The following is a 20,468-nucleotide window of genomic DNA, read 5'->3' on the forward strand; positions in this document are numbered from 1 at the left end:
GCCGGGTTCCACGGGCCCGGGGCTGCTCTCCTTCCTGCTCGTCAAGGTGATGGCCGGCGGTCAGGTGACGGCCGGGAGAGCGGTGAGCCCTGCCGTGCGAGAACGAACGCGGTGGCCCAGGGCCAGGTGCGTTCGATCCGCAGCCAGCGGCGGCGGGTGTGGTGCGAGAGGCGGGCGGGCAGGTAGTAGAGCCGGTAGCGCATGGTGTCCGGCTCGGCCCGCTCCAGGTCATGCAGGGTGAAGCAACGATCGGCCCCTGCTGGCCGGCTGGCCTGGGCGTCCCTCACTCACGTGAACGACACCGTCCACGAGGTGAACGCCCGGGTCACAGCTCTACCCGCGCGCCGAGCTCAAGATGAACAACGAACACTTCAACGGCTACGCCAAGGACCACGAAGCCATCGAACCGTAGCCGCACCCGCCGCATCCGCGGCATCGCGGCCCAGTCCTTCCTCCTCTCCTTCCAGATCGCCCACGCCAACCAGCGCAAGCTCGCCAGCTGGCTCGACACCCTCCACCTTGCCGACCAGCCCGCCCGACGCCGTCCCTCCAACCGCAACAAGCCCAAGAACGCCCGCCACTGGACTCCGAAGGGCTACCTGCCCGACACCCCGCACGGCAGCTGATCCACCCCACCCCCGGAATCCACTCTGACCAGCACAAACAGATCTGGCCCCCCGCGAAGCAGCAAGGGGCCAGAACACGTTCTGCAAAGCAATGGGGCTGGTCAACCCGACATTCCGTCGGGTTGACCAGCCCCATCTGGTCGGTTGACCCTGGTGCGCGAGGGGGGAGTTGAACCCCCACGCCCTTGCGGGCACTGGAACCTGAATCCAGCGCGTCTGCCTATTCCGCCACCCGCGCATCGGTGCTGTCGTAAATGTTAGCCGATCTTCCGGCCCACTCCGAACCGTCCCAGCACTTGGCCGGTTGACGGCCTGCCTGCGCACCGGACAACCCGCCATGCGCGGGGCCGGAGCGGATGTCGCGTCAGCACCGCCGGGGCATCAGGGCGGACAGTACACCGATCCGACTCCTTGCCCTTCGGAGCCGGGGTTGTAGGTCTACGCACCGACTCGATCGGCTCAGAGCCGTGGAGCAGCGCCGAGACCTGGTGCAGGGCCCTGCTGTCGGCCGCCCTAGACTGCATGGGGTCATGAGCGGTTGGTCACATCATGTGACTTACTCTTCGGGGCCTCCTGAGGAGCTGGTCAGCGCCGCCGTGCGATGTTCCGGCCCGCTGAGAGAGCACCCATATGTCCGCACCCCAACCCCAGACGTTCCAGGCGCTGTCCGCAGACGACCCGTGCGAGGTGGGTGGCTACCGCCTGATCGCCAGGCTGGGTACGGGAGGCATGGGCCGGGTCTACCTGTCCCACACTCCGGGCGGACGGCCCATAGCGCTCAAGGTCGTGCGCCCCGAACTCGCGGAGGACGCGGAGTTCCGCCGCCGGTTCGCCCAGGAGGTCGCCAACGCCCAGCGCATCCACGGGCTCTACACCGCCCAGGTCGTCGACTCCGGTGCCGATGCGGCCACCCCGTGGCTGGCCACCGCCTACGTGTCCGGCCCCTCGCTGCAGCAGGTGGTGCACCAGCACGGCCCCCTCCCGGAGCGGACGGTGCTTCTGCTGATGGCCGGCATCGCCGAGGCGCTCCAGGTGATCCACAGCGCCGGAGTGGTGCACCGCGACCTGAAACCCGCCAACGTCCTGATCGCCGCCGACGGCCCGCGCGTCATCGACTTCGGCATCGCCCGCGCCGCCGACGCCAGCGCGCTCACGGGCACCGGACTGCAGATCGGATCGCCCGGCTTCATGGCCCCCGAGCAGGCCATGGGAACAACCGCGACCCCGGCCACCGACATCTTCGCCCTGGGCGCGCTGGCCGTCTACATCTCCGGCGGCACACCGCCGTTCGGCAACGGTCCGGCCTCAACCTCCCTGTACCGGGCGGTGCACGAGGAGCCCGATCTCACCCGGGTGCCGACCTCCCTGCACGCACTGCTCCGGCACTGCCTGGCAAAGCAGCCCGAGCACCGGCCGTCCACCGCCCAGGTGATCGAGGCGGCGCGCAACCACCCCGCGGTCGCGGGACAGTTCCTCTTCACCGAGGACTGGCTGCCGCAACAGGTCAGTACGGAGATCGCCCGCCGCTCGGAGCTGCCCACGTCCCCGGCCGCGCCGCCCACCGTCCTGGACGACATGCCGGCGGTAGCCGACGCGCGAACGGTCCTGGCATCCCACCCGGCACCGGCCGGAACGCCGGAGGCGACCCCCGACCGGCGGAACGGATCCAGGCGCAAGAGCCTCCGCAGGACGGCACTGACGGCCGCGGCGGCCCTGCTGATCGGTGCCGGAGGAGCGTTCGCCCTGCTCGACCCGGGCGGCACCGGGAAACCCGCCGCCACCGACTCCACCGACGCTCCGGCCGACCCCGCCCCCGCGGACTCCGCCACGGCCTCGGACAGCGACCCCGCCACGGTCCCGGGCTACACCGAGGTCTACACCGAAGCCGAACTCACCTCGCCGGACCACACGTACGAGTTCGACATCAAGACCGGCAAGGTGCTCCCCGAGGGCACCGCCCCCTGGTACCTCGGCCGCAGCGCCACCGAGTTCTCCGTCCCCGAGGAGAACGACGCCTACATAGCCCAGAGCGACCAGCTCGCGCTCGCCGACTGCATCAAGGGCATCGAGAGCCAACCGGTCACCCAACTGCCGTTCAGTGCCCTGCCCTCGGGCCGGTCCTTCTGCGTCCGGGCCCAGGCCAACCATGACATCGCGATCGTCAGAGTGATCTCGACGACCACCGACGACGGACCGGTCAAGGTCTCGATGGACTACTACCGCGCCGGAGACTGACCCACTGCCTGCCCGGCCCTCGGCCGTGACCGCGGCTGTGGCCGTGACCGCGGCTGTGGCCGTGGCTGTTGCTGTTGCTGTTGCTGTTGCTGTTGCCGTGACGGGCGTTGACGCCGCGGCAGCTTCACAAGGCGGACTCTCCACCGCAGCGCACGGCTCGTCCGAACACCCGGCCGTGTCCCGGCCCTTCCCCTGCTATGGCACGTTAGCCCATTGTTTCCTCGACCGACCGCCGGGACCGCTACCAATGACCCGGCAGACGAAGGCTGTTCACACCGAGGGGACGGGTTACCGGAGATGAGACGACTTTGGCGAGCGCTCGGCGGCGCTCTCCTCCTGCTGAGCGCACTGGTCGGGGTGACGCCCGCGAACGCGGCCACCACCAGCGGGAATCTGATCGTGAACGGCGATGCGGAGGCGGGCTACTGCACCACCGACTGGACGGCGGCGTCCACCATGCCGGGCTGGACGGTGCTGTCCGGCAGTCCTGACGTGGTCTGCTACTCGGCGGGGAGTTTCGGCCACCCTGCCGCCCCGGCGCCCGGCACGGCGTTCTTCGCCCCCGGCAACCAGGGCGACGGCGCGATGGAGCAGACCGTCGACGTCTCCTCCGCCGCCACCGCGATCGACGGCGGCGGTGTCGGCTACAACCTGTCCGGCTGGCTCGGTGGTTGGACCAGCTACGCGGGCTACGTCCAGGTCTCGCTGCAGTTCCGGAACGGCTCGGGCCAGCAGCTCGGCTCGACCGCCGAACTGCCCACCGTCTCCGCGGCCGACCGCTCCAACTCCACCTCCTTCCTCGCCCGCAGCAGCACCGGCGCCGTCCCGGCCGGCACCCGCTCGATCCTCGTCGAGGCGCAGTTCCTGCAGAGCTCCGGGGAGTCCGGCTATCTGGACAACCTGTCGCTCACCCTCTCCACCCCCGTCACTCCGGCCACCCTCACTCCCCCGGCCTCCAAGGTGCCCGGCTACGACCACGTCTTCATGGTCATGATGGAGAACACCGACTACTCGGCGGTGATGGGCGACCCGACGGACACTCCCTTCATCCACAGCCTGATGGCGCAGGGCGCGTCCATGACCGACTACCACGCCGTCTACCACCCCAGCGACGAGAACTACATGGCCGTCGCGGGCGGCGACACCTACACCACCGGTGCGACCTACTGGCCCCACATCAACGCCCCGGGCACCAACCTGGGAGACCGGATCGAGGCCGCGGGCAAGACCTGGAAGGCGTATGAGCAGGGCATGGGCACGCCCTGCAACACCACCACCCAGTACGACTCGTACTACCAGCCGGACGACGCGCCGTTCATCAACTACACCGATGTCAGCGGCAATGCGACCCGCTGTGCCGCCCACCTCTTCGACACCGGCCAGCTGACCACCGACCTGCAGAACGCGGCCACCACCCCGGCCTTCTCCTGGATCGCAGCCGACGACTACAACGACGGCGAGGCCTCCGGCAACGGCAACTCCACCAGCCTCAAGGTCCAGGACGCCTGGCTCAAGCAGACCCTGGCTCCGATCATGCAGTCCCCGGCCTGGACCACGCAGAAGTCCCTGCTGATCCTCACCTGGGACGAGGACACCAGCAACCCCGACAACCAGGTGGCCGCGATCGTCGACGGCTCCCAGGGCACCGTCCCGGCCGGCACCACCAGCGGTACCCGCTACGACCACTACAGCACCGCCCGCACCATCGAGGCAGCGCTGGGCCTGTCCGGCATCACCGCCAACGACACCTACGCGACACCGCTCAACGACGCCTTCGTCCCCGTCTCCGCCCCCGCTCCGACCAGCACGCTGACCACCAGCACCCCAACCGTCACCAATGGGGCGAGCGTCACCTTCCAGTACTCGACACCGGCGGCGAGCACCAGCTCGACCAACTGGATCGGAATCTACCCGTCTGGTGTGACACCGGGTCAGAAATCCTCCCTGACCTGGCAGTACGCCCCGAACAGCAGCGGCAGCCAGACCTTCGCCACCAGCAACCTCCCCGGCCCCGGCACATACGCCGTCTGGTACCTCTACAACAACGGCTACACGCCGCTGGCGGGCCCACTCGGCCTGACGGTGCACTGACGGTGCACTGACGGTGCGCTGACGGAGCACTGACGGAGCGAGCCCTCTCCCCGGTACGGGAAGAGGGCTCGCTTCTCTGCTTTGCAAGGGACCGCCTGCCCACGGGTTCGAGGATCAGCGGTGGACCCTGGCCCGGGTCCAGACGGTGATCGCGGATTCTCTGGGGGAGAGGTGTGGCGCGAGGCGAGTCGGGACGACTTTGTGCAGCTCAGCGGCCAGTGCGCCCGGCACTACCGCGTGCAACAGGTGTGGTGCTATCGCTGGATCGGGTGAGCTGACACGGGGGCTCCCGGACCTGCCCGGTGGCATACGGCCACTGAAAGAGCGCTCGGGACGAGCCGAACGTCGACGACCTACTCCCGGCGCAGGAATTCCCGCAGGTCCGCGACTACGGCCGTCATGCCGGAGGCCACTCGACCGGCGCCGCCGCTGGCGGCGGCGCCGGTCGAGTGGCCTCCGGACGGTTCCTACCGGGCGACGGGCGGGCTCATTCGGACCTCGTCACCGCAGATGGTGACCTCCGTCGGCTTGCCGCTCTGATCCACCACCGGGACCTGGACTCCGGTGCTGTCACCCGGCGCGGCCACATCGGCGGTACTGGCAGTGACCAGGCAGTTGCCGCTGTCCGGCCCCTTGCCGTTCAACTCGGAGTAGCGCAGGGCGATCACCGCCTTCTTGCCCGCGCCCAGCGTCACCGGAGCAGGGCTGCCCTTCCCGACCCCGTCGACCTCCGGCCCCTTGCCCACGTGGAACTCAAGCTTCGGGTAACCGGCCAGGGTGCAGCTGTGGGAGCCGGAGTTGACGGCGACGAGTTCGGCGTTCGCCGGGTCCTTCGCGCTGGTGCCCGCGTCGGTGAGGCGGGTGAGTGTCCACCTCAGGTTCCGCGTGCCGCACTTGGCGGCCTTCGAGCTGCCATTGCCCGTCGGCGCCGTGGTCCCGGCGGCGGACGAGGCGGGGGCCGGAGCTGCGGACTGGCCCGCGATCGGTGCGGCGGATATCGGCACGGCCCCATCGGCCTTCGGCGGGTTGGCCGTGGGGCTGGAACTGCAGGCCGTCAGGCCGAGTCCGGCCAGCAGCGCGGACAAGGAAACCGTCAACAGATAGCGCGAGCGCATGGATCCCCCCGGATCGTCAGGACAGCCGACGGGCCACCTCTGCCCGGCCGGGCTGTGCGTTCTCAGGGGTGAAGACACCGGGGAAGGCTCGCTCGGTTGCCTCTGGATGAGATTTTCCTGAGACGCACTCGCTGAGGTTTTCGTACTGTTGTCGGGTGGTGACAGATGGTGATCCCTGCTCGCGGTTCCTCGTACCTGAGGTTCGAGACTCCTGCCTCCGCGGCGAACGTGCGTAGATGCACATCCACGGCGACGTGCGAGCGGCCGACGAGGTCACTGATGTAGTCCACGGTCTTCGGCTCTACACCCTTCACCTCCCGCAGGGCGACGCGGTTCGCCCGGTCGCCGAGCCAGGCGTGGAGGTCATCGCGGTCATCAACTCCGTTGGCAGCAAGCAGATCGGTGATGTCTTGGGCCGTCGCGACCTTGCGGGGGCTGTTGAATTTCATGGCGACGGCGAGATCTCCCATAGAGAGTCGCGCCTGGAAGCCACGGACCGTGGCAGCGTCGGGCCATGCCGACTGGAGCTGGAGGAGCCGAGGCCGGATCTGCACCTCATACTTGCGTTGCGCATGGAAGCTGGCATCGCAGATCACAGCGCCCATGTGCGTCCAGCCGCCGGGCGGCGGGAACGGGCCGTCTCCAAGGAGGGTCCGCACCTGAGCGGCGAGCCGCTCGACTGGGCTGAGTGTGGTCATGGACCAATGCTGCTGGTTCGGGCTGACAGTTGGGGCGGGACGGCAGAACTCGGAAGATCGGGAGGGCTTTCCTTCGACGGCCCCGCCACAGGAATACGGCACCCCACGAATAACGGCAGCCCACCAGTCCAGGCCGAAACCCCTGCAGGCGACCAGCGATACCCGGACGCTCCTCGCCACTCCGGCAGAAGCCGAGATTGCCGCCTGCCCGCCGGCCGAGGCTGTCGGCCCAGAGCGTGTCTGAAAGATCGTGTAAGTCCGCGATGTGACAGGCTGGCCGGGGCCTGCGATCTGGGCCTTGATCAGCCGGGACGGGAGATGCACTGTGAAAGTCCTGCGACCCACGCTGGCGAAGGTGCCGTGGATGCTCGCGGCGCTGGCCCTCGTCGCTGGCGTCCTGCTGGACCGTTTCGCGCCCCAGCCGTACACGGGACTCCCGCTGCTGGCAGCCGCACCGCTCGTCGCGGGTGCCACGCTCTCCTTCCGCTCCGCGCTCGCCGTCGTGTGTGTCACATGCGTGGTCTCGGTGTTGGTGGATATCGAACGCGGGCGTCCGGCGACACCATTGTTCGTCGATCTTGCCGTGGTCGGCTTGATCGGAGTGCTGGCTCTAGCGGTCAACCGGCTGATTGTGCGGCAAGGGCGCGATCTGGCGCTGGCCAGGGATGTCGCGGAGGGGGTCCAGCGGGCGGTGCTCCCGGAGCCGCCGAGGAAGGTCGGGCCGCTGGCCGTAGCTGCGGGGTACACGGCGGCGCAGGCCGAGGCGCGGATCGGTGGTGATTTCTTCACGGTGCAGGAGACGCCGTTCGGGGTTCGGATGATCATCGGCGATGTGCGGGGCAAAGGTATTTCGGCTGTCGCCGCCGTGTCGATCGCGATCGGAATCTTCCGTCAGGAGGCCGAGTACGCTCCCACCTTGGTCACGCTGGGGCAGCGGATGGACGAGGCGCTGACCAGGGAAGCAGCCCGGAGCAGCACGGTGTATTCCATGGAGGGCTTCATTACCGCTGTGCTGGCCGAGGTCTCCGCCGACGGCGAGGTACTGAGCCTGGTGAACCGCGGGCATCCGCCCCCGTACCTGATTCACGACGGACAGCTTGTACGGCTCGACCCGAGCACCCCGCAGCTGCCCCTCGGCCTGGGGCTGGGTGATCTCACTCCTGCTGGCTCCGTGCCTGCCGATGTGGTGCGGCTGCCCCCGGGGGCCTCGCTGTTGTTGGTGACTGACGGTGTCACCGAGGCGCGGGACAAGCGGGGGACTTTCTATGATCCGCTCGCCTCAGAGTGCATGCGCAGGTGGTTCAGTAACCCCGATGCGGTGGTGGATGCCCTCATCAAAGACGTCGGCCGCTGGACCGAGGGCAAACGCGACGACGACATGGCCATCCTGGTGGTCACCCGGCGCCACCGCCCTCCCCGCGTCGCCTGAAGTCTCGGAACCCGTGCCGATGCGCAGGCGCGCCGCCGCAAGGTGGACCTGGGCGCAGTACATCTCGGCCGCCTCGACGTCCGCAAGGTGCGTCGTCCACGCTTCGAGCCGACGGCTGCGGACTGCCGCCGGCGGACGCATCTCGGTGCGCCCCGCCCCGGGACACGTAAGCCCAGGTCAGCGTGCCCGACCCCGTGGTTTCAGGGGGACGGCGGGCAGCTCGGGAGCGGCCAGCCGAGCACCGTCGTAGCCGTGCACCTCACCGAACCGGGCCCCCTTTGCCCAGTCCTCCCGGGCCTGTACGATCTCCTCACCGGATCGGCCGATGAAGTTCCACCACATCACGATCTGCTCCTCGAACGGCTCGCCGCCGATCAGCAGGATCGAGCTGTCCGTCCGGGCCAGCAGCGGCAGTTCGCGGCGCCCGCAGCCCAGGTAGAGCATCGACCCCGGCTCGACCCGGGCTCCGTCCACATCCACGCTGCCCGTCATCGCCATCACCGCGTACTCGAAGTCAGGCTCCAGCGGCAGTCGGTGTTCGGCACCCTCGCGCAGTGTGAGGTCGGCGCCGACCAGTGGCGTGTACGTCCGTCCCGGCGAGGTCGCGCCGTCCAGTGAGCCCAGGATCAGGGTGGCGTCCAGGCCCGCCGCGGTGACCTTCGGCAGCTCGGCGTGGTGCTCGAAGGCGGGGTCGGCGTGCCGGTGTTCGCCGGGGAGCGCGACCCAGAGCTGCGCGCCGTGCAGCAGCCGGGCGTGCTCACGCGGAGACTCCTCCGAGTGCGAGATCGCCCGGCCCGAGGTCATCAGGCCCAGCTCGTACGGGCGTACGGTCTGCAGGCTGCCGAGGCTGTCGCGGTGCAGCACCTCGCCCTCGTGCAGCCAGCTGACCGTCTGCAGACCCATGTGCGGATGCGGGGGCACCTGCATACCGGTCTCGTCCGCGATGTCGTCCGGGCCGTAGTGGTCCACGAAGCACCAGGCCCCGACCATCCGCCGTCCGATGTTCGGCAGCAGCCGCCGCACCTCGGTGGACTCCCCCAGCTCCACCTGACGGCCGGTCAACAGCTCCTTCACGGGACCGGTGCCGGCCTCCCCGCCGCAGCGGGTCGGGGCGGGCTTGAGATCGAGATTGCTCATTCGCACTCCAGGGCTGGCAACGGGGTCCGCGGTCTCACGGTTTCACGGCCGAAACGATCGTCGGTCATACCGTACGGTTCACGATCCATCGGCTCACGCGCGCCACCGTCAAACCGCGGCCCGCCGCTCGGAATCCGGGCGGGCCACTGCCCGTCGAACTCGCTCGGACTCCGTCAACTTCCCCGCCGCACAGCCGCGTCGCCGCCGAACGCAGACGCCGACGGTCCGTCAGACGTCGACTGTCCGTCAGACGCCGGGGCCCCGGGCCGCTCAGTGCGCGCAGGCCCAGGGCGCGGTCGCCGTGGCCGCCTCCGCCTGGGCGCGCAGCGCGCGGACGGCCTCGGCCGGGTCGGCCGCGCCGTACACCGCCGAGCCCGCCACGAAGACATCGGCGCCGGCCTCGGCGCAGCGCTCGATGGTGGCGGCGGAGACGCCGCCGTCGACCTGGAGCCAGAGGTCCAGGCCGTGCTTGTCGATCAGTTCACGGGTGCGCCGGATCTTGGGGAGCATGATGTCCAGGAACGCCTGGCCGCCGAAGCCCGGCTCCACGGTCATGATCAGAACCATGTCGAGCTCGGGCAGCAGGTCCTCGTACGGCTCGATCGGGGTGGCCGGCCTGAGGGCCATCGAGGCACGGGCGCCCTTGGCCCGGATCTCCCGGGCGAGGCGGACGGGGGCGGCGGCGGCCTCGGCGTGGAAGGTCACCGAACCGGCGCCCGCCTCGACGTACTGCGGGGCCCAGCGGTCGGCCTGCTCGATCATCAGGTGGCAGTCGAGCGGGATGTCGGTGGCCCGGGCCAGGGACTCGACGATCGGCACGCCCAGCGTGAGGTTGGGGACGAAGTGGTTGTCCATGACGTCCACATGGAGCCAGTCCGCGCCTCGGACCGCCTCGGCCTCCTGGGCGAGGCGGGCGAAGTCGGCAGACAGGATGCTGGGGTTGATCTGCGCCATTTCCGGGTACCTTCACAACTCGGTGCGGGCGGCGGGAGCGGCCACCTGAGATCCATCATCCCTCCTGTCGTCGGCGCAGCGTGTGCAGCGAGATCCGCTCGTGACCCGCATCACAACGGTTGCGGGCCAGGATCCCGTACCCTGTGGCCCGCTTCGGTCGCGGCCCGCTCCGAGAAAGGTGTCCCGATGTCCGAGCTGGTGCATCCCGCGCGCGCCCTGTGGTGGCTCTTCGAGCCGGTGCACGCTCTCACCTACTTCTCCCCCGAGGGCCGGGCGGCGTACGAGGATGCGGGGCTGCGCGGCAGCTGGCGCGGGTACTTCGCCGGTCGGTCCGCGCCGCTGGGCGCGGTGGACGCCGCGCCGGTGGTCGCCGCCTTCTTCAACTTCGCCCCGGCGATGGTCGAGCGGGCACTCCCGGACGTCTGGCAGCGCGCCAGCCCCGAGGCCGCGCTTCGGGCCCGGACGGCAGGGGCATCGGCGGCGCTGGAGCGCGTACTGGCCACCGTCAAGCCGGATCTGATCGAGCGTTCGGTGCAGCTGCTGGAGCGCGCGGTGGACGGCCTCGACTGTTGTGGGCGCGTGCTGGCCGCCGCGAACTCCGCTCTGCCGCGCCCCGAGGGCCAGTTGGCCCGGCTCTGGCACGCCACCACCGTCCTGCGCGAGCACCGGGGCGACGGACACGTCGCCGCCCTGGTCACCGAGGGACTGGACGGCTGCGAGGCGCTGGTGGTGCGCTGCGCGCTGGACGTCCGCCGCGAGATGCTCCAGCCGTTCCGGGGCTGGACGGACGAGGAGTGGGACGCCGCCACCGTCCGTCTGACCGAACGCGGCTGGCTCGACCCCGACGGCACCATCTCCCCCGACGGACGCCGCCGCCACCAGGCCCTGGAGGCCGCCACCGACCTCGCCGCCGCCCGCGTCTGGTCCGGCTTCCACCGCTCCGAACTCGACGAACTCGCCGCCGCGCTGGGACCTGTCTCCACCGCCTGCCGCGCCGAACTCCCCCCGCTCAACCCGATCGGCCTCCCCAGCAGCAGCTGACGGCTCGCCGCAGGCGGCTCAGAGGCGGGGCTCAGGGTTGCCGGCCGGCCTGGGCGGCCGCGAACTCCCGGGCGAGGACGGGGGAGAGCGCGGGGACTTCGCCGAAGTCGGGGTCGACACGGTAGTGGAGGCGGTTGAGGGCGGCTTCGAGCCTGTGGGGCAGCACCAGGCGGCGCCTGCTGTGGCACTGCCTGATCAGGTCGCGCTGCACCTCCTCGGACAGGAGCGAGCGCAGGCCGCCGTCGGTGTGCTCGCTCAGGTGCGCCGCCAGGCGTCGGCTCTGGGCTCGCCAGTAGTCGGCGTCCCGGTGCTCGGCGCGTCTGCGGTGGGCGAGGAACAGGCAGAAGGCCGCATTTCTGCTGCCGCCGCCCGCCGCGAACTGCCACCAGAAGCAGGCGGAGTCCCGGTAGCCGGCCAGGTGCAGCAGGGCGCCGAACACGAGGGCCCCGGCGGGTTCGATGTCGCCGGTGTCGGCGAGTTTCCGCAGACCGGCGGCGGCCTGCGGGGCGGTGACGATCAGAGTGACGGCGAGGTCCAGGTCATGGGCGGCCTGGTCCGCGGCCGCGGGAAAACGGTGCGGCACCTCGGTCTTCGGCCGTGACCTGCGGCGGGCCTGCACGGCCTGGTCGATGCGCCGGCGTGCGGCCTCGCCGTCGTAGTCGTCGTACTCGTCCGCGAGAACCTCGGCATCGTCCAGCACGGCGTCGATGGAAGGGAGTTCGTCGGCGCGGTGCACGGTCACTCTTTCGAATCGGGCGGATCGGGCGGATCGGGCGGAGCCGGCAGCTCGGGCGGCTCGGGCAGGCAGAGCTCCTTGGCCAGCGCACGTCTGGCGTGCCGGACATGGGACCGGACGGTTGCCTCCTCGATCCCCAGCTGATCGGCCGTCTCCGCGGCGGACAGCTGTAGTACATAGCGCAGCACTATGACGTCGTACTGGCGGTCGGGGAGCCCGGAGATCGCCGAGTACAGGCCGAGTCCGCTCTCGATGGCGGCGAACTCGTCGCGCGTCTCGTGGACGAGCAGCTTGCGGATCGCCGCCTGGAAGGACGCGGTGCCGACCAGGGCCGGCTGTATGCCGCGCTTGTCCAGCCAGCTGTGGACGTGCTCCCTCAGGACCGTCCAGGCGTAGCCGGGCACCGACTCCTGCTCCAGGACGTGGTCCCAGTTCTCCAGGAGATCCGCGCAGGCGTCGTCCACGACGGACTGCGCCGCCGCCCGGTTGCCCACCTGGGTGTGGGTGTAGCGCAGCCAGAGTCTGCAGTGGTGCTCGTGGAAGGCGGAGAAGGTCAGGTTCCCCCGCAGAGCCGGCCGTTGCGGCGGTCGGAGGTGCGGGACGCAGGTGCCGACGGCGCCCAGGGCGCCGGTGGGCGGATGCCCCATCAGGCGCTCCTCTCCGGGGTGTCGGCCGGATCGACCGCGGCGGTGCGTATGCCGGCGGCGAGGATCCGGGAGGCGGTCCCCCGATCCGCCAGGGTTTCCAGAGCGATGATCACGGACGTCCCGTTCGTGGGCACCGCACCGCTCCACGGTGGAGGCGGCCGTCGGTGTGAGACACGCGTACTCTTGCTGATCAGCCAACCGGATAAGTGCCCCTCCTGTGCAGCCTTACCACCAAGTTTTCTCACTCAACGGAATAGTGTGACTACTTTCTGTTCAATCACCCCGGCCGGTGCCCCCTCGAAGCACGGAGGGTGTCGGCCGGATGGTTGCTCCCACCAGGAGCCGGGCATTGATCACCGGTGGCGGGGGGTGGCACGACCTGGCGCGGCCCGGATCGTCCGACGGCGGCAAGGGGCGCGCGATGGCAGACGAAGACGGCGTGGTGGACCTGGAGCTCGACCAGGCCCACTCGGCCCGGATGTACGACTACTACCTGGGCGGGACGACCAACTTCCCCGCCGACCGCGAGGCGGCCGCGAAGGCCATGACGGTGTTCCCCTCGATCCTGGCGACGGCCCGGATCAACCGGCGGTTCATGCACCGCTCCACCCGCCTGCTCGCACGGCACGGCATGTCGCAGTTCCTCGACATCGGCACCGGTATCCCCACCTCCCCCAATCTCCACGAGGTCGCCCAGAGCGTGCTTCCCGAGGCCCGGGTCGTCTACACCGACAACGACCCGATCGTCCTCACCCACGCCCGTGCCCTGCTCCAGAGTCATCCGGCGGGCCGTACCGCCTACGTACAGGCCGACGTCACCGACCCCGGCGCGCTTCTCGCCTCGCCCGGGCTGCTGGACACCCTCGACCTGGACCGGCCCGTCGCCCTGAGTCTCAACGCGCTGCTGCACTTCGTCCCGGACGCACTCGGCGCCCACGAGATCGTCGATCGTCTCAAGGCCGCCCTGGCCCCGGGCAGCACTCTCACCGTCTCCCACGCCACCCCCGACTTCGACCCCGCGGGGATCGCCCGCCTCACCAGCGCCTACCAGGCGGCCGGCACCCCCGGGCAGGCCCGCACCCGCGACGAGATAGTCCGCTTCTTCGACGGCTGGCGGCTCCTGGACCCCGGCGTCACTCCGACCCACCAGTGGCGCCCCGACCTCGACGAGGACACCGCCAACGCCACCAGTGTCGAGGCCGCCTGCTATGCCGGCGTCGCCCGCAAACCCTGACGCGGACTGCCACATCCCACTTCCCGCTTCATCCCGCTTTACCCCGCTTCATCCCGCTGCAGCCCCTCCGCCGCCAGACTGCGGACGGTGGCGACGGTGTCGGCCTCCGAGGCCGGTTTGTCCTCGCGGTAGCGCACGACCCGGGCGAAGCGCAGGGCAAGGCCGGCGGGGTAGCGGGGGCTGCGCTGGAGGCCGTCGAAGGCGACCTCGACGACCAGTTCGGGGCGGACGAAGACGGTGTACGAGTCACGGGACACCTCGCGGGCCAGGAACTGCCGGGTCTGCCAGGCGAGCAGCTCGTCGGTGAGGCCCTTGAAGGTCTTGCCGAGCATGACCCAGGGTTCGAGGCCCGCCTCACCGTCGTTGCGGGCGGCGAGATGGAGGTTGCTCAGAAAGCCCCGTCGGCGGCCGCTCCCCCACTCCGCGGCGGTCACGACCAGGTCGAGGGTGTGCCGGGGCTTCACCTTGATCCAGCCCGCGCCCCGCCGACCAGCCGCGTAGGGCGCGGCGGGATCCTTGACCACCACACCCTCGTGCCCGTGCGCCAGCGCGTCGCGGAAGAAGGCGTTCGCCTGCGCCGCTTCGCCCGTCACCGTGCGCGGGACACGCAGGTGTTCGGGTACCACGCGGGCGAGTTCGGCCCATCGCTGCTCGGCCGGACGGTCGATCAGGTCCTCGCCGTCCAGGTGCAGCAGGTCGAAGAAGAAGACCCGGAGCGGGACTTCGGTACGCAGCCGCTCCGGGTCCTGCCGGGAGGCGGTACGGGCCGACGTCACCTGGAAGGGACGCGGGCGCCCGTCGGGCCCGACGGCGATGGCCTCGCCGTCCAGGACCGCCGACGAGACGGCCAACGAGCCTGCCGCCTCGACCACTTCGGGAACCCGTGTGGTGATCTCGTCGAGGCTGCGGGTGAAGACGGAGATGCGGTCGCCCCCACGGTGCACCTGGACCCGGATACCGTCCAGCTTCCACTCCAGCGCCGCCGGGGCGACCCGCTCCAGCGCGGCGCCGACGTCGGGCGCCGAGGCGGCCAGCATCGGACGTACGGGGCGGCCGAGTTCGAGGCCGAAGGCACGCAGCGCGGGCGCACCGCCGGAGAGCGCGGCCGCCGCGACCGCCCGCGCCGAGCCACGGAACATCAGGGCCCGGCGGACGGCCGCCGCAGGCACGGCGGCGGCCTTGGCCACCGCGTCGCCGAGGACCGCGTCCAGGGCTCCCTGGCGCAACTCGCCGACCAGGACCGCCCGCAGGAACTCCTGTTCCCCGGCCGTCGCCCGCCCGAACAACTCCGCCAGCAGCCGGGCCCGTTCGGCCTGTGCGCCCTTGCCGTGGACCGCCGCGATCGCGGTGAGCGCGTCCTCGGCCTCGCGGACGCCGAGTGTCGCGGCCTGCGCCGGGGGCGGGAGCTCGCGGAGCGCGGCGTACCCGACACCGATCCGCAGCCGCCTGGACTCGCCGGAGAGCAGCGCCACGGCTGCCGGGATCTCCTCGGGGCCGAGCTCGCGCAGACAGTCGGCCAGCAGCGCGATCTTGGCGTTGCGGGCCGAGGTCGCACCGGTGGCGCGCGAGGTACTGGCGAGACGTTCCAACAGCACTGCGGACCCCCGGACACCTCTGGCGACTCACTGGGCTCCCCCATAATCCACCGGCCCCCACCCCACTCGCCTGCGCACCGCCGGTACGTTCCACGGAGGGTGACCATGCACCGCCCGGGGACGCGGGGTCGGCGTCGCGCCCGAGCCGCCCCCAGGAGGCTTCAGCTCACCGAAGGCGCCTCGGCGCACCGAGGACCGCCGGTTGATCAGCGTCTGTTCGCGGTACGGGCCGGGGAGGTCGGACATCGCCGGCAGCCGGTCGCAGGCCTCCGGCGAACTCCGCGGGTCACCGACCCAGTACGTGACAGATCCCTGCTCGGCGAACCCGCCCGTCCCCGGCCACCGCTCCGGGGGCGGGCGGCGGCGCGTTCCCCGCCCGTCGCCCCGGCAGTGCAGCACCGCACGGACAGGCCGGACGGCAGGACAGGGCTCAGTGCGCGTACGGCCCCAGCACGATCCCGCGTCCCGCGTAGAAGCGCCCGAGGTCGGCCCACGGCACCGGGGCGAAGCTCTGCGAACCGTCCGGGAACCCGGACGGGTTGTGGATGAGCAGGTGCTCGTCCTCCGCGCCGACGGCGAGCACCAGGTGGCCGCCGGTGCGCGGCGGTTGCGGGTCCAGCGTCCGGATGGAGGGGTGGACGGAGAGCATCGCAAGACGCCCCTCGGCCAGCAGGTCGGGCAGGTCCTCGGCGGGCAGCGAGCGGGCTTCGGCGAACAGCCCCCACCGCCGGTGCGCGTAGGTGGCGAAGGGCGCGTGGATCAGCCCGTCGAGCCGCCCGTCGGGGTGCCGTACATACGCCCCGGCGGCCAGGCACTCCTGGGCGAGGGCGACGGGCCCCGGGCTGACGCCCCACCAGAAGTCGAGTGCCATCCGCAGGCAGGCCATCCCGCAGAGCCGCCAGGACCAGTACTCGTAGTCCTCCGGGCTCTCCGCGCCCGAGCGTTCCCAGAGCGGGTCGTCGGCGGCGAGCAGCGTCCCGGCGAGGATGTCGGGGACGAGGTCGGGGGACTCCCACTGGGAGTGATACGGCACCTGGTGGATGATCGCCACGGAAACGATTGTCGCCTACCTGCGCGATTACGGCGTACGGCGCGCCCGCCGTCCGCAAGGCGGGCGCGCCGCAGAGATAACCGGCCGCTACCAGGCGTAGTCCTCGGGTGCGGTGCGGTGGCCGGGGAAGATCTCGTCCAGCCGGTCGAGGGTCTTCTGGTCCAGGGTCAGATCGAGGGCGCGGACCGCGGCGTGCAGTTGGCCGAGCGTGCGCGGGCCGACGATCGGGGCGGTCACGACGGGGCGGGAGAGCAGCCAGGCGAGGGCGATGTCGCCCGGCTCGTGGCCGAGTTCGGCGGCCAGGTCCTCGTACGCCTGGATCTGCTCGCGCTTCTGCTCCAGCGTCTCGGCGGAGCGGCCGGTGGCGCGCCGTACGCCTTCGCGCTCCTTGCGCAGGACGCCGCCGAGCAGTCCGCCGTTCAGCGGCGACCAGGGGATCAGGCCGAGCCCGTAGTGCTGGGCGGCCGGGACGACCTCCAGCTCCACGCTGCGCGCCAGCAGGTTGTAGAGCGACTGCTCGCTCGTCAGGCCGAGGAAGTGCCGTGCCCTGGCGGCCTCCTGGGCCTGGGCGATGTGCCAGCCGGCGAAGTTGCTGGAGCCGACATAGATGATCTTGCCCTGGGCGACCAGGACCTCCATCGCCTGCCAGATCTCCTCCCACGGCGTGGCCCGGTCGATGTGGTGCATCTGGTAGAGGTCGATGTAGTCGGTCTGCAGGCGGCGCAGGCTGGCGTCCACGGCGCGGCGGATGTTGAGCGCGGAGAGCCTGCCCTCGTTGGGCCACTCCCCCATGTCGCCGTACAGCTTGGTGGCGATCACGGTCTTCTCGCGGCGGCCGCCGCCCTGGGCGAACCAGTTGCCGATGATGCTCTCGGTGCGGCCCTTGTTCTCGCCCCAGCCGTAGACATTGGCGGTGTCGAAGAAGTTGATGCCCAACTCGTGGGCGGTGTCCATGATCTGGTGGGCCTCGGCCTCCTCGGTGTGCGGGCCGAAGTTCATGGTGCCCAGGCAGAGACGGGAGACGGTGAGGCCGGTGCGGCCGAGATGGGTGAACTTCATGCCGTCACCCTCCGCCCGCACCGGCCCGTTTGTCCAGCACTCGGTTCCCGCGCGCCTCAGACCGACCGGGCAATAGGGCCCGCGGCGTCGCGACCCCGGGGCACGCACCTCGCCGCGTTGTCGTCGGTCGCCCCAGCTCCGCTGCTACTCCCTCCTCCGCCTTGCGATGCACGCACCCCAACGCCGCTCCTTCACCCGCGCTCCCTATTGCCGGTCGGTCTCAATCACCGCCCGTGCGAGGCGAATTTGCGCACGGCGAGCGGGACGAACACGGCCAGCAGCAGTCCCGACCAGAGCAGGGTGGCGGTCACCGGGTGCTGGACCGGCCAGGCCTCCCCCACGGCGCCGGGGTTGTCGAACAGCCGGCGGCAGGCGGCGACCACCGCACTGATCGGGTTCCACTCGGCGACTGTACGCAGCCAGCCCGGCATTCCGCCGGTGGGCACGAAGGCGTTGGTCACCATAGCCAACGGGAAGGTGAGGACGGACAGTTGGGCCGCCATCTCCTCCTTCCCCGCCGCCAGTCCGAGATAGGTTCCGACCCAGGTCATCACAGACCGGAACAGCACCAGCAGTCCGTACGCGCCGAGGGCGGGGCCGAGGCCGTCCCTGATCCGCCAGCCGACGGCCAGGCCCACCAGGGTGAGCGGGACGAGGACGACGACACCCACCAGCAGGTCGGCGAGCGCCTGGCCGAGCAGCAGGGCGCTGCGCGAGACGGGCATGGACCGCATCCGGTCGGTCAGCCCCCGGCCGACGTCACGGGCGGCACCGACCATGGTCGGCATCAGCCCGTTGACGGCGACCATCACGAAGAGTCCCGGCATCAGGAACTCGCGGTAGTTCCCGCTGCCCGGCACGGTCATCGCGCTGCCGAAGACGTATCCGAAGACCAGCACCATGGCCACCGGCACGGCGAGCGAGGCCAGGACCAGACCCGGCGAACGGCGGTACGCCAGCAGCACGCGCAGCGCGGAGGTCAGGGTGTCGGACACCGGCCCGGCCCGGCGGCCGGGGGTGGTGGCGGCCGGGGCGGCGGCGGTCGTCGCGGTGGTGGTCATCGGGCGGCCCTTCCGGGTGCGGCGGTGAGTGCGAGGAAGACGTCGTCCAGGGAGGGGGTGCGCAGGGCTACGTCCTGGGCACTCACCCCGGCGGCGTCGAGCTCCCGGACGAGTTGCGGCAGAGCGATCGTCCGACCTGCGCCGGAGGTGACCTCGACCCGGCGTTCGGCCGGATCGGCGACCGGCACGCCGGCGGCCAAGTCGGCCAACACCCTGACGGCGGTGTCGAGTTGGGCGGCCTGTGCGACCGTCACCTCGATCCGGATGCCGATGGCGGCCTTGAGTCGCCCGGGCGTCCCGTGCTCGATCACCGTCCCGTGGTCGAGCACCGCGACGGCGTCGGCGAGCCGGTCGGCCTCGTCCAGATACTGGGTGGTGAGCAGTACGGTGGTGCCGCCTTCCGCCAACTCCCTTACCGCGTCCCAGATTTCCTGCCGGCTGCGCGGGTCGAGACCGGTGGTGGGTTCGTCCAGGAAGAGGACGGGCGGGGCGGTGACCAGGCTGGCGACCAGGTCAAGCCGGCGGCGCAGGCCGCCGGAGTAGGTGCGGACCAGCCGATCGGCGACCTCGGCGAGGTCGAAGCGTTCGAGCAGGTCGTCGGCGCGACTGCGGGCCCCCCGGGAACCGAGGCCGTGGTAGCGGCCGATCAGACGGAGGTTGTCCCGCCCGGTGATGCCCTCCTCCACAGCGGCGTGCTGCCCGGCCAGCCCGATGGAGCGGCGGACCTGGGCGGCCTGGCGCACCACGTCGAAGCCGTTGACGCGGGCACTGCCGGCGTCGGGGGCCGCGAGGGTGGCCAGGACCCGGACGGCGGTGGTCTTCCCCGCGCCGTTGGGGCCGAGCAGGCCGCACACGGTGCCGGCCGGGACGGTCAGGTCGAGGCCGCGCAGAGCAGCGGTCTTGCCGAAGCTCTTGCGCAGGCCGACGACAGCGATGGCTGCCTCGGTCATGTCGAAGCCTTTCTAGGTACAGCGTACGTAGAAGATGGCTCCACAGTACTACGTACGGCGTACGTAAGTAAGATGGCTGCCGAGGTGATCTTCCGAAATGCCGCACAGCCAGTACGAAGCCCCCGAACTGATCTGGCTCCACCCGGAGCACAGCGGCCGGGGACCGCGCCCCGCACACAGCCGAGCCTCGATCGCGGCAGCCGCGGTCCGCATCGCGGACGCCGAGGGGATCGAGGCGGTCTCCATGCGCAGGGTCGCCGCCGAACTCGGCGCGGGGACGATGTCGCTCTACAACTACGTCCCGAAGAAGGAACACCTCTTCGATCTGATGATCGACCAGGTAGCGGGTGAGTACGACCTCCCGGCCGGCCCCTCGGGAGACTGGCGGGCCGACCTCACCGCACTGGCCTCGATGCAGCTGGCCGTCCTGCGCCGACACGCCTGGGTGCCCCGGCTGGTCGCCACGCGGCCCGCCATCGGACCAAACGGGCTGCGCTACACCGAGTTCTTTCTCTCAGCGGTCGCTGGCACCGAGCTGAGCGGCGCCGCCAAGATGGAGGCGATGGCCCAACTCAATGGATTCCTCTGCCAGTTCGCCGAATGGGAGCGCGCGGCGACCGGCAGCAGTCCGCGCTGGATGGCCGACATGGTGACCTACCTCCAGGGCGTGGCGATGAGCGGCCGGTACCCGAGCCTCACCCAGGTACTGGCCGAGGGGTCGACCCCGGCCGACCCGAACGCCGTCTTCGACCGCCTGCTTCAGCGCATCCTGACGGCACTCTGCGAAGCCTGATGCCCCACGGCTGATG

At 70.7% G+C, this 20,468-nt stretch carries 20 protein-coding genes and 1 tRNA gene; 6 read left to right on the plus strand and 15 right to left on the minus strand.

All coding sequences use genetic code 11. The features are described 5' to 3' along the window. Positions 1-41 precede the first annotated feature (41 nt). The 3 genes from P3T39_RS08835 to P3T39_RS08845 form a co-directional block, all read right to left on the minus strand. On the minus strand, positions 42-287 hold the full coding sequence (locus P3T39_RS08835; RefSeq protein ID WP_280696801.1) for a hypothetical protein: 246 nt from the start codon (positions 285-287) through the stop codon (positions 42-44). 38 nt (positions 288-325) lie between these two features. Then, positions 326-511 (minus strand): hypothetical protein, encoded by a 186-nt coding sequence (locus tag P3T39_RS08840; protein ID WP_280696802.1) that lies wholly within the window; start codon positions 509-511, stop codon positions 326-328. A gap of 266 nt (positions 512-777) precedes the next feature. Continuing rightward, a tRNA-Leu gene (locus P3T39_RS08845) sits at positions 778-864 on the minus strand. 392 nt (positions 865-1,256) lie between these two features. Here P3T39_RS08845 and P3T39_RS08850 point away from each other — a divergent pair. Beyond that, on the plus strand, positions 1,257-2,861 hold the full coding sequence (locus P3T39_RS08850) for a serine/threonine-protein kinase (RefSeq protein WP_280696803.1): 1,605 nt from the start codon (positions 1,257-1,259) through the stop codon (positions 2,859-2,861). A gap of 297 nt (positions 2,862-3,158) precedes the next feature. After that, positions 3,159-4,952, plus strand: coding sequence for an alkaline phosphatase family protein (locus tag P3T39_RS08855; RefSeq protein ID WP_280696804.1), 1,794 nt, complete (start codon positions 3,159-3,161; stop codon positions 4,950-4,952). 467 nt (positions 4,953-5,419) lie between these two features. Here the strand turns inward: P3T39_RS08855 and P3T39_RS08860 are convergent, their stop codons facing one another. After that, complete coding sequence (locus P3T39_RS08860) at positions 5,420-6,067, minus strand: DUF4232 domain-containing protein (RefSeq protein WP_280696805.1); 648 nt, start codon at positions 6,065-6,067, stop codon at positions 5,420-5,422. A 62-nt stretch (positions 6,068-6,129) separates the two neighbouring features. Beyond that, positions 6,130-6,765: a hypothetical protein gene (locus P3T39_RS08865; RefSeq protein WP_280696806.1), complete on the minus strand. Its 636-nt coding sequence runs from the start codon at positions 6,763-6,765 to the stop codon at positions 6,130-6,132. 364 nt (positions 6,766-7,129) lie between these two features. On the opposite strand from P3T39_RS08865, the gene P3T39_RS08870 reads away from it, so the two are divergent. Continuing rightward, complete coding sequence (locus P3T39_RS08870) at positions 7,130-8,194, plus strand: PP2C family protein-serine/threonine phosphatase (RefSeq protein WP_280696807.1); 1,065 nt, start codon at positions 7,130-7,132, stop codon at positions 8,192-8,194. 177 nt (positions 8,195-8,371) lie between these two features. Here the strand turns inward: P3T39_RS08870 and P3T39_RS08875 are convergent, their stop codons facing one another. Continuing rightward, positions 8,372-9,331 (minus strand): pirin family protein, encoded by a 960-nt coding sequence (locus P3T39_RS08875; protein ID WP_280696808.1) that lies wholly within the window; start codon positions 9,329-9,331, stop codon positions 8,372-8,374. Between the two features lie 270 nt (positions 9,332-9,601). Then, positions 9,602-10,285, minus strand: coding sequence for a ribulose-phosphate 3-epimerase (gene rpe / locus P3T39_RS08880; RefSeq protein ID WP_280696809.1), 684 nt, complete (start codon positions 10,283-10,285; stop codon positions 9,602-9,604). Between the two features lie 186 nt (positions 10,286-10,471). On the opposite strand from rpe, the gene P3T39_RS08885 reads away from it, so the two are divergent. Next, positions 10,472-11,326: a hypothetical protein gene (locus P3T39_RS08885; protein ID WP_280696810.1), complete on the plus strand. Its 855-nt coding sequence runs from the start codon at positions 10,472-10,474 to the stop codon at positions 11,324-11,326. A gap of 31 nt (positions 11,327-11,357) precedes the next feature. On the opposite strand, the gene P3T39_RS08890 is transcribed toward P3T39_RS08885, so the two are convergent. From P3T39_RS08890 to P3T39_RS08900, 3 genes are read right to left on the minus strand one after another with little or no spacing between them, the layout of a single operon-like run. Beyond that, on the minus strand, positions 11,358-12,062 hold the full coding sequence (locus P3T39_RS08890; RefSeq protein ID WP_280696811.1) for a hypothetical protein: 705 nt from the start codon (positions 12,060-12,062) through the stop codon (positions 11,358-11,360). Between the two features lie 2 nt (positions 12,063-12,064). Further along, complete coding sequence (locus P3T39_RS08895; protein WP_280696812.1) at positions 12,065-12,709, minus strand: sigma-70 family RNA polymerase sigma factor; 645 nt, start codon at positions 12,707-12,709, stop codon at positions 12,065-12,067. Next, the gene (locus tag P3T39_RS08900) at positions 12,709-12,843 is read right to left on the minus strand and encodes a hypothetical protein (RefSeq protein ID WP_280696813.1); all 135 of its coding nucleotides are present in this window, start codon (positions 12,841-12,843) and stop codon (positions 12,709-12,711) included. Before P3T39_RS08900 ends, P3T39_RS08895 begins: the two co-directional genes overlap by 1 nt. Before the next feature lie 287 nt (positions 12,844-13,130). On the opposite strand from P3T39_RS08900, the gene P3T39_RS08905 reads away from it, so the two are divergent. Further along, positions 13,131-13,943 (plus strand): SAM-dependent methyltransferase, encoded by an 813-nt coding sequence (locus P3T39_RS08905; protein WP_280696814.1) that lies wholly within the window; start codon positions 13,131-13,133, stop codon positions 13,941-13,943. 38 nt (positions 13,944-13,981) lie between these two features. On the opposite strand, the gene P3T39_RS08910 is transcribed toward P3T39_RS08905, so the two are convergent. From P3T39_RS08910 to P3T39_RS08930, 5 genes are all read right to left on the minus strand, one after another. Continuing rightward, a complete protein-coding gene (locus P3T39_RS08910) occupies positions 13,982-15,538 on the minus strand; it encodes an ATP-dependent DNA ligase (protein ID WP_280696815.1) in 1,557 nt (518 codons plus the stop codon). A gap of 430 nt (positions 15,539-15,968) precedes the next feature. Then, positions 15,969-16,589 (minus strand): C39 family peptidase, encoded by a 621-nt coding sequence (locus P3T39_RS08915; protein ID WP_280696816.1) that lies wholly within the window; start codon positions 16,587-16,589, stop codon positions 15,969-15,971. Positions 16,590-16,676: 87 nt separating this feature from the next. After that, entirely contained in the window at positions 16,677-17,648 is a 972-nt protein-coding gene (locus tag P3T39_RS08920) for an aldo/keto reductase (RefSeq protein ID WP_280696817.1), read from the minus strand. 224 nt (positions 17,649-17,872) lie between these two features. Continuing rightward, positions 17,873-18,709 carry an ABC transporter permease gene (locus P3T39_RS08925; RefSeq protein WP_280696818.1) on the minus strand — a complete coding sequence of 279 codons (837 nt, stop codon included), beginning with the start codon at positions 18,707-18,709 and terminating at the stop codon, positions 17,873-17,875. Then, positions 18,706-19,659, minus strand: a complete 954-nt coding sequence (locus P3T39_RS08930) for an ATP-binding cassette domain-containing protein (RefSeq protein ID WP_280696819.1) — start codon at positions 19,657-19,659, stop codon at positions 18,706-18,708. Before P3T39_RS08930 ends, P3T39_RS08925 begins: the two co-directional genes overlap by 4 nt. 97 nt (positions 19,660-19,756) lie before the next feature. On the opposite strand from P3T39_RS08930, the gene P3T39_RS08935 reads away from it, so the two are divergent. After that, entirely contained in the window at positions 19,757-20,452 is a 696-nt protein-coding gene (locus tag P3T39_RS08935; RefSeq protein WP_280696820.1) for a TetR/AcrR family transcriptional regulator C-terminal domain-containing protein, read from the plus strand. Positions 20,453-20,468: the final 16 nt, after the last annotated feature.

Origin of the sequence: Kitasatospora sp. GP82, from assembly GCF_029892105.1 — a bacterium.
GTDB lineage: Bacteria > Actinomycetota > Actinomycetes > Streptomycetales > Streptomycetaceae > Kitasatospora.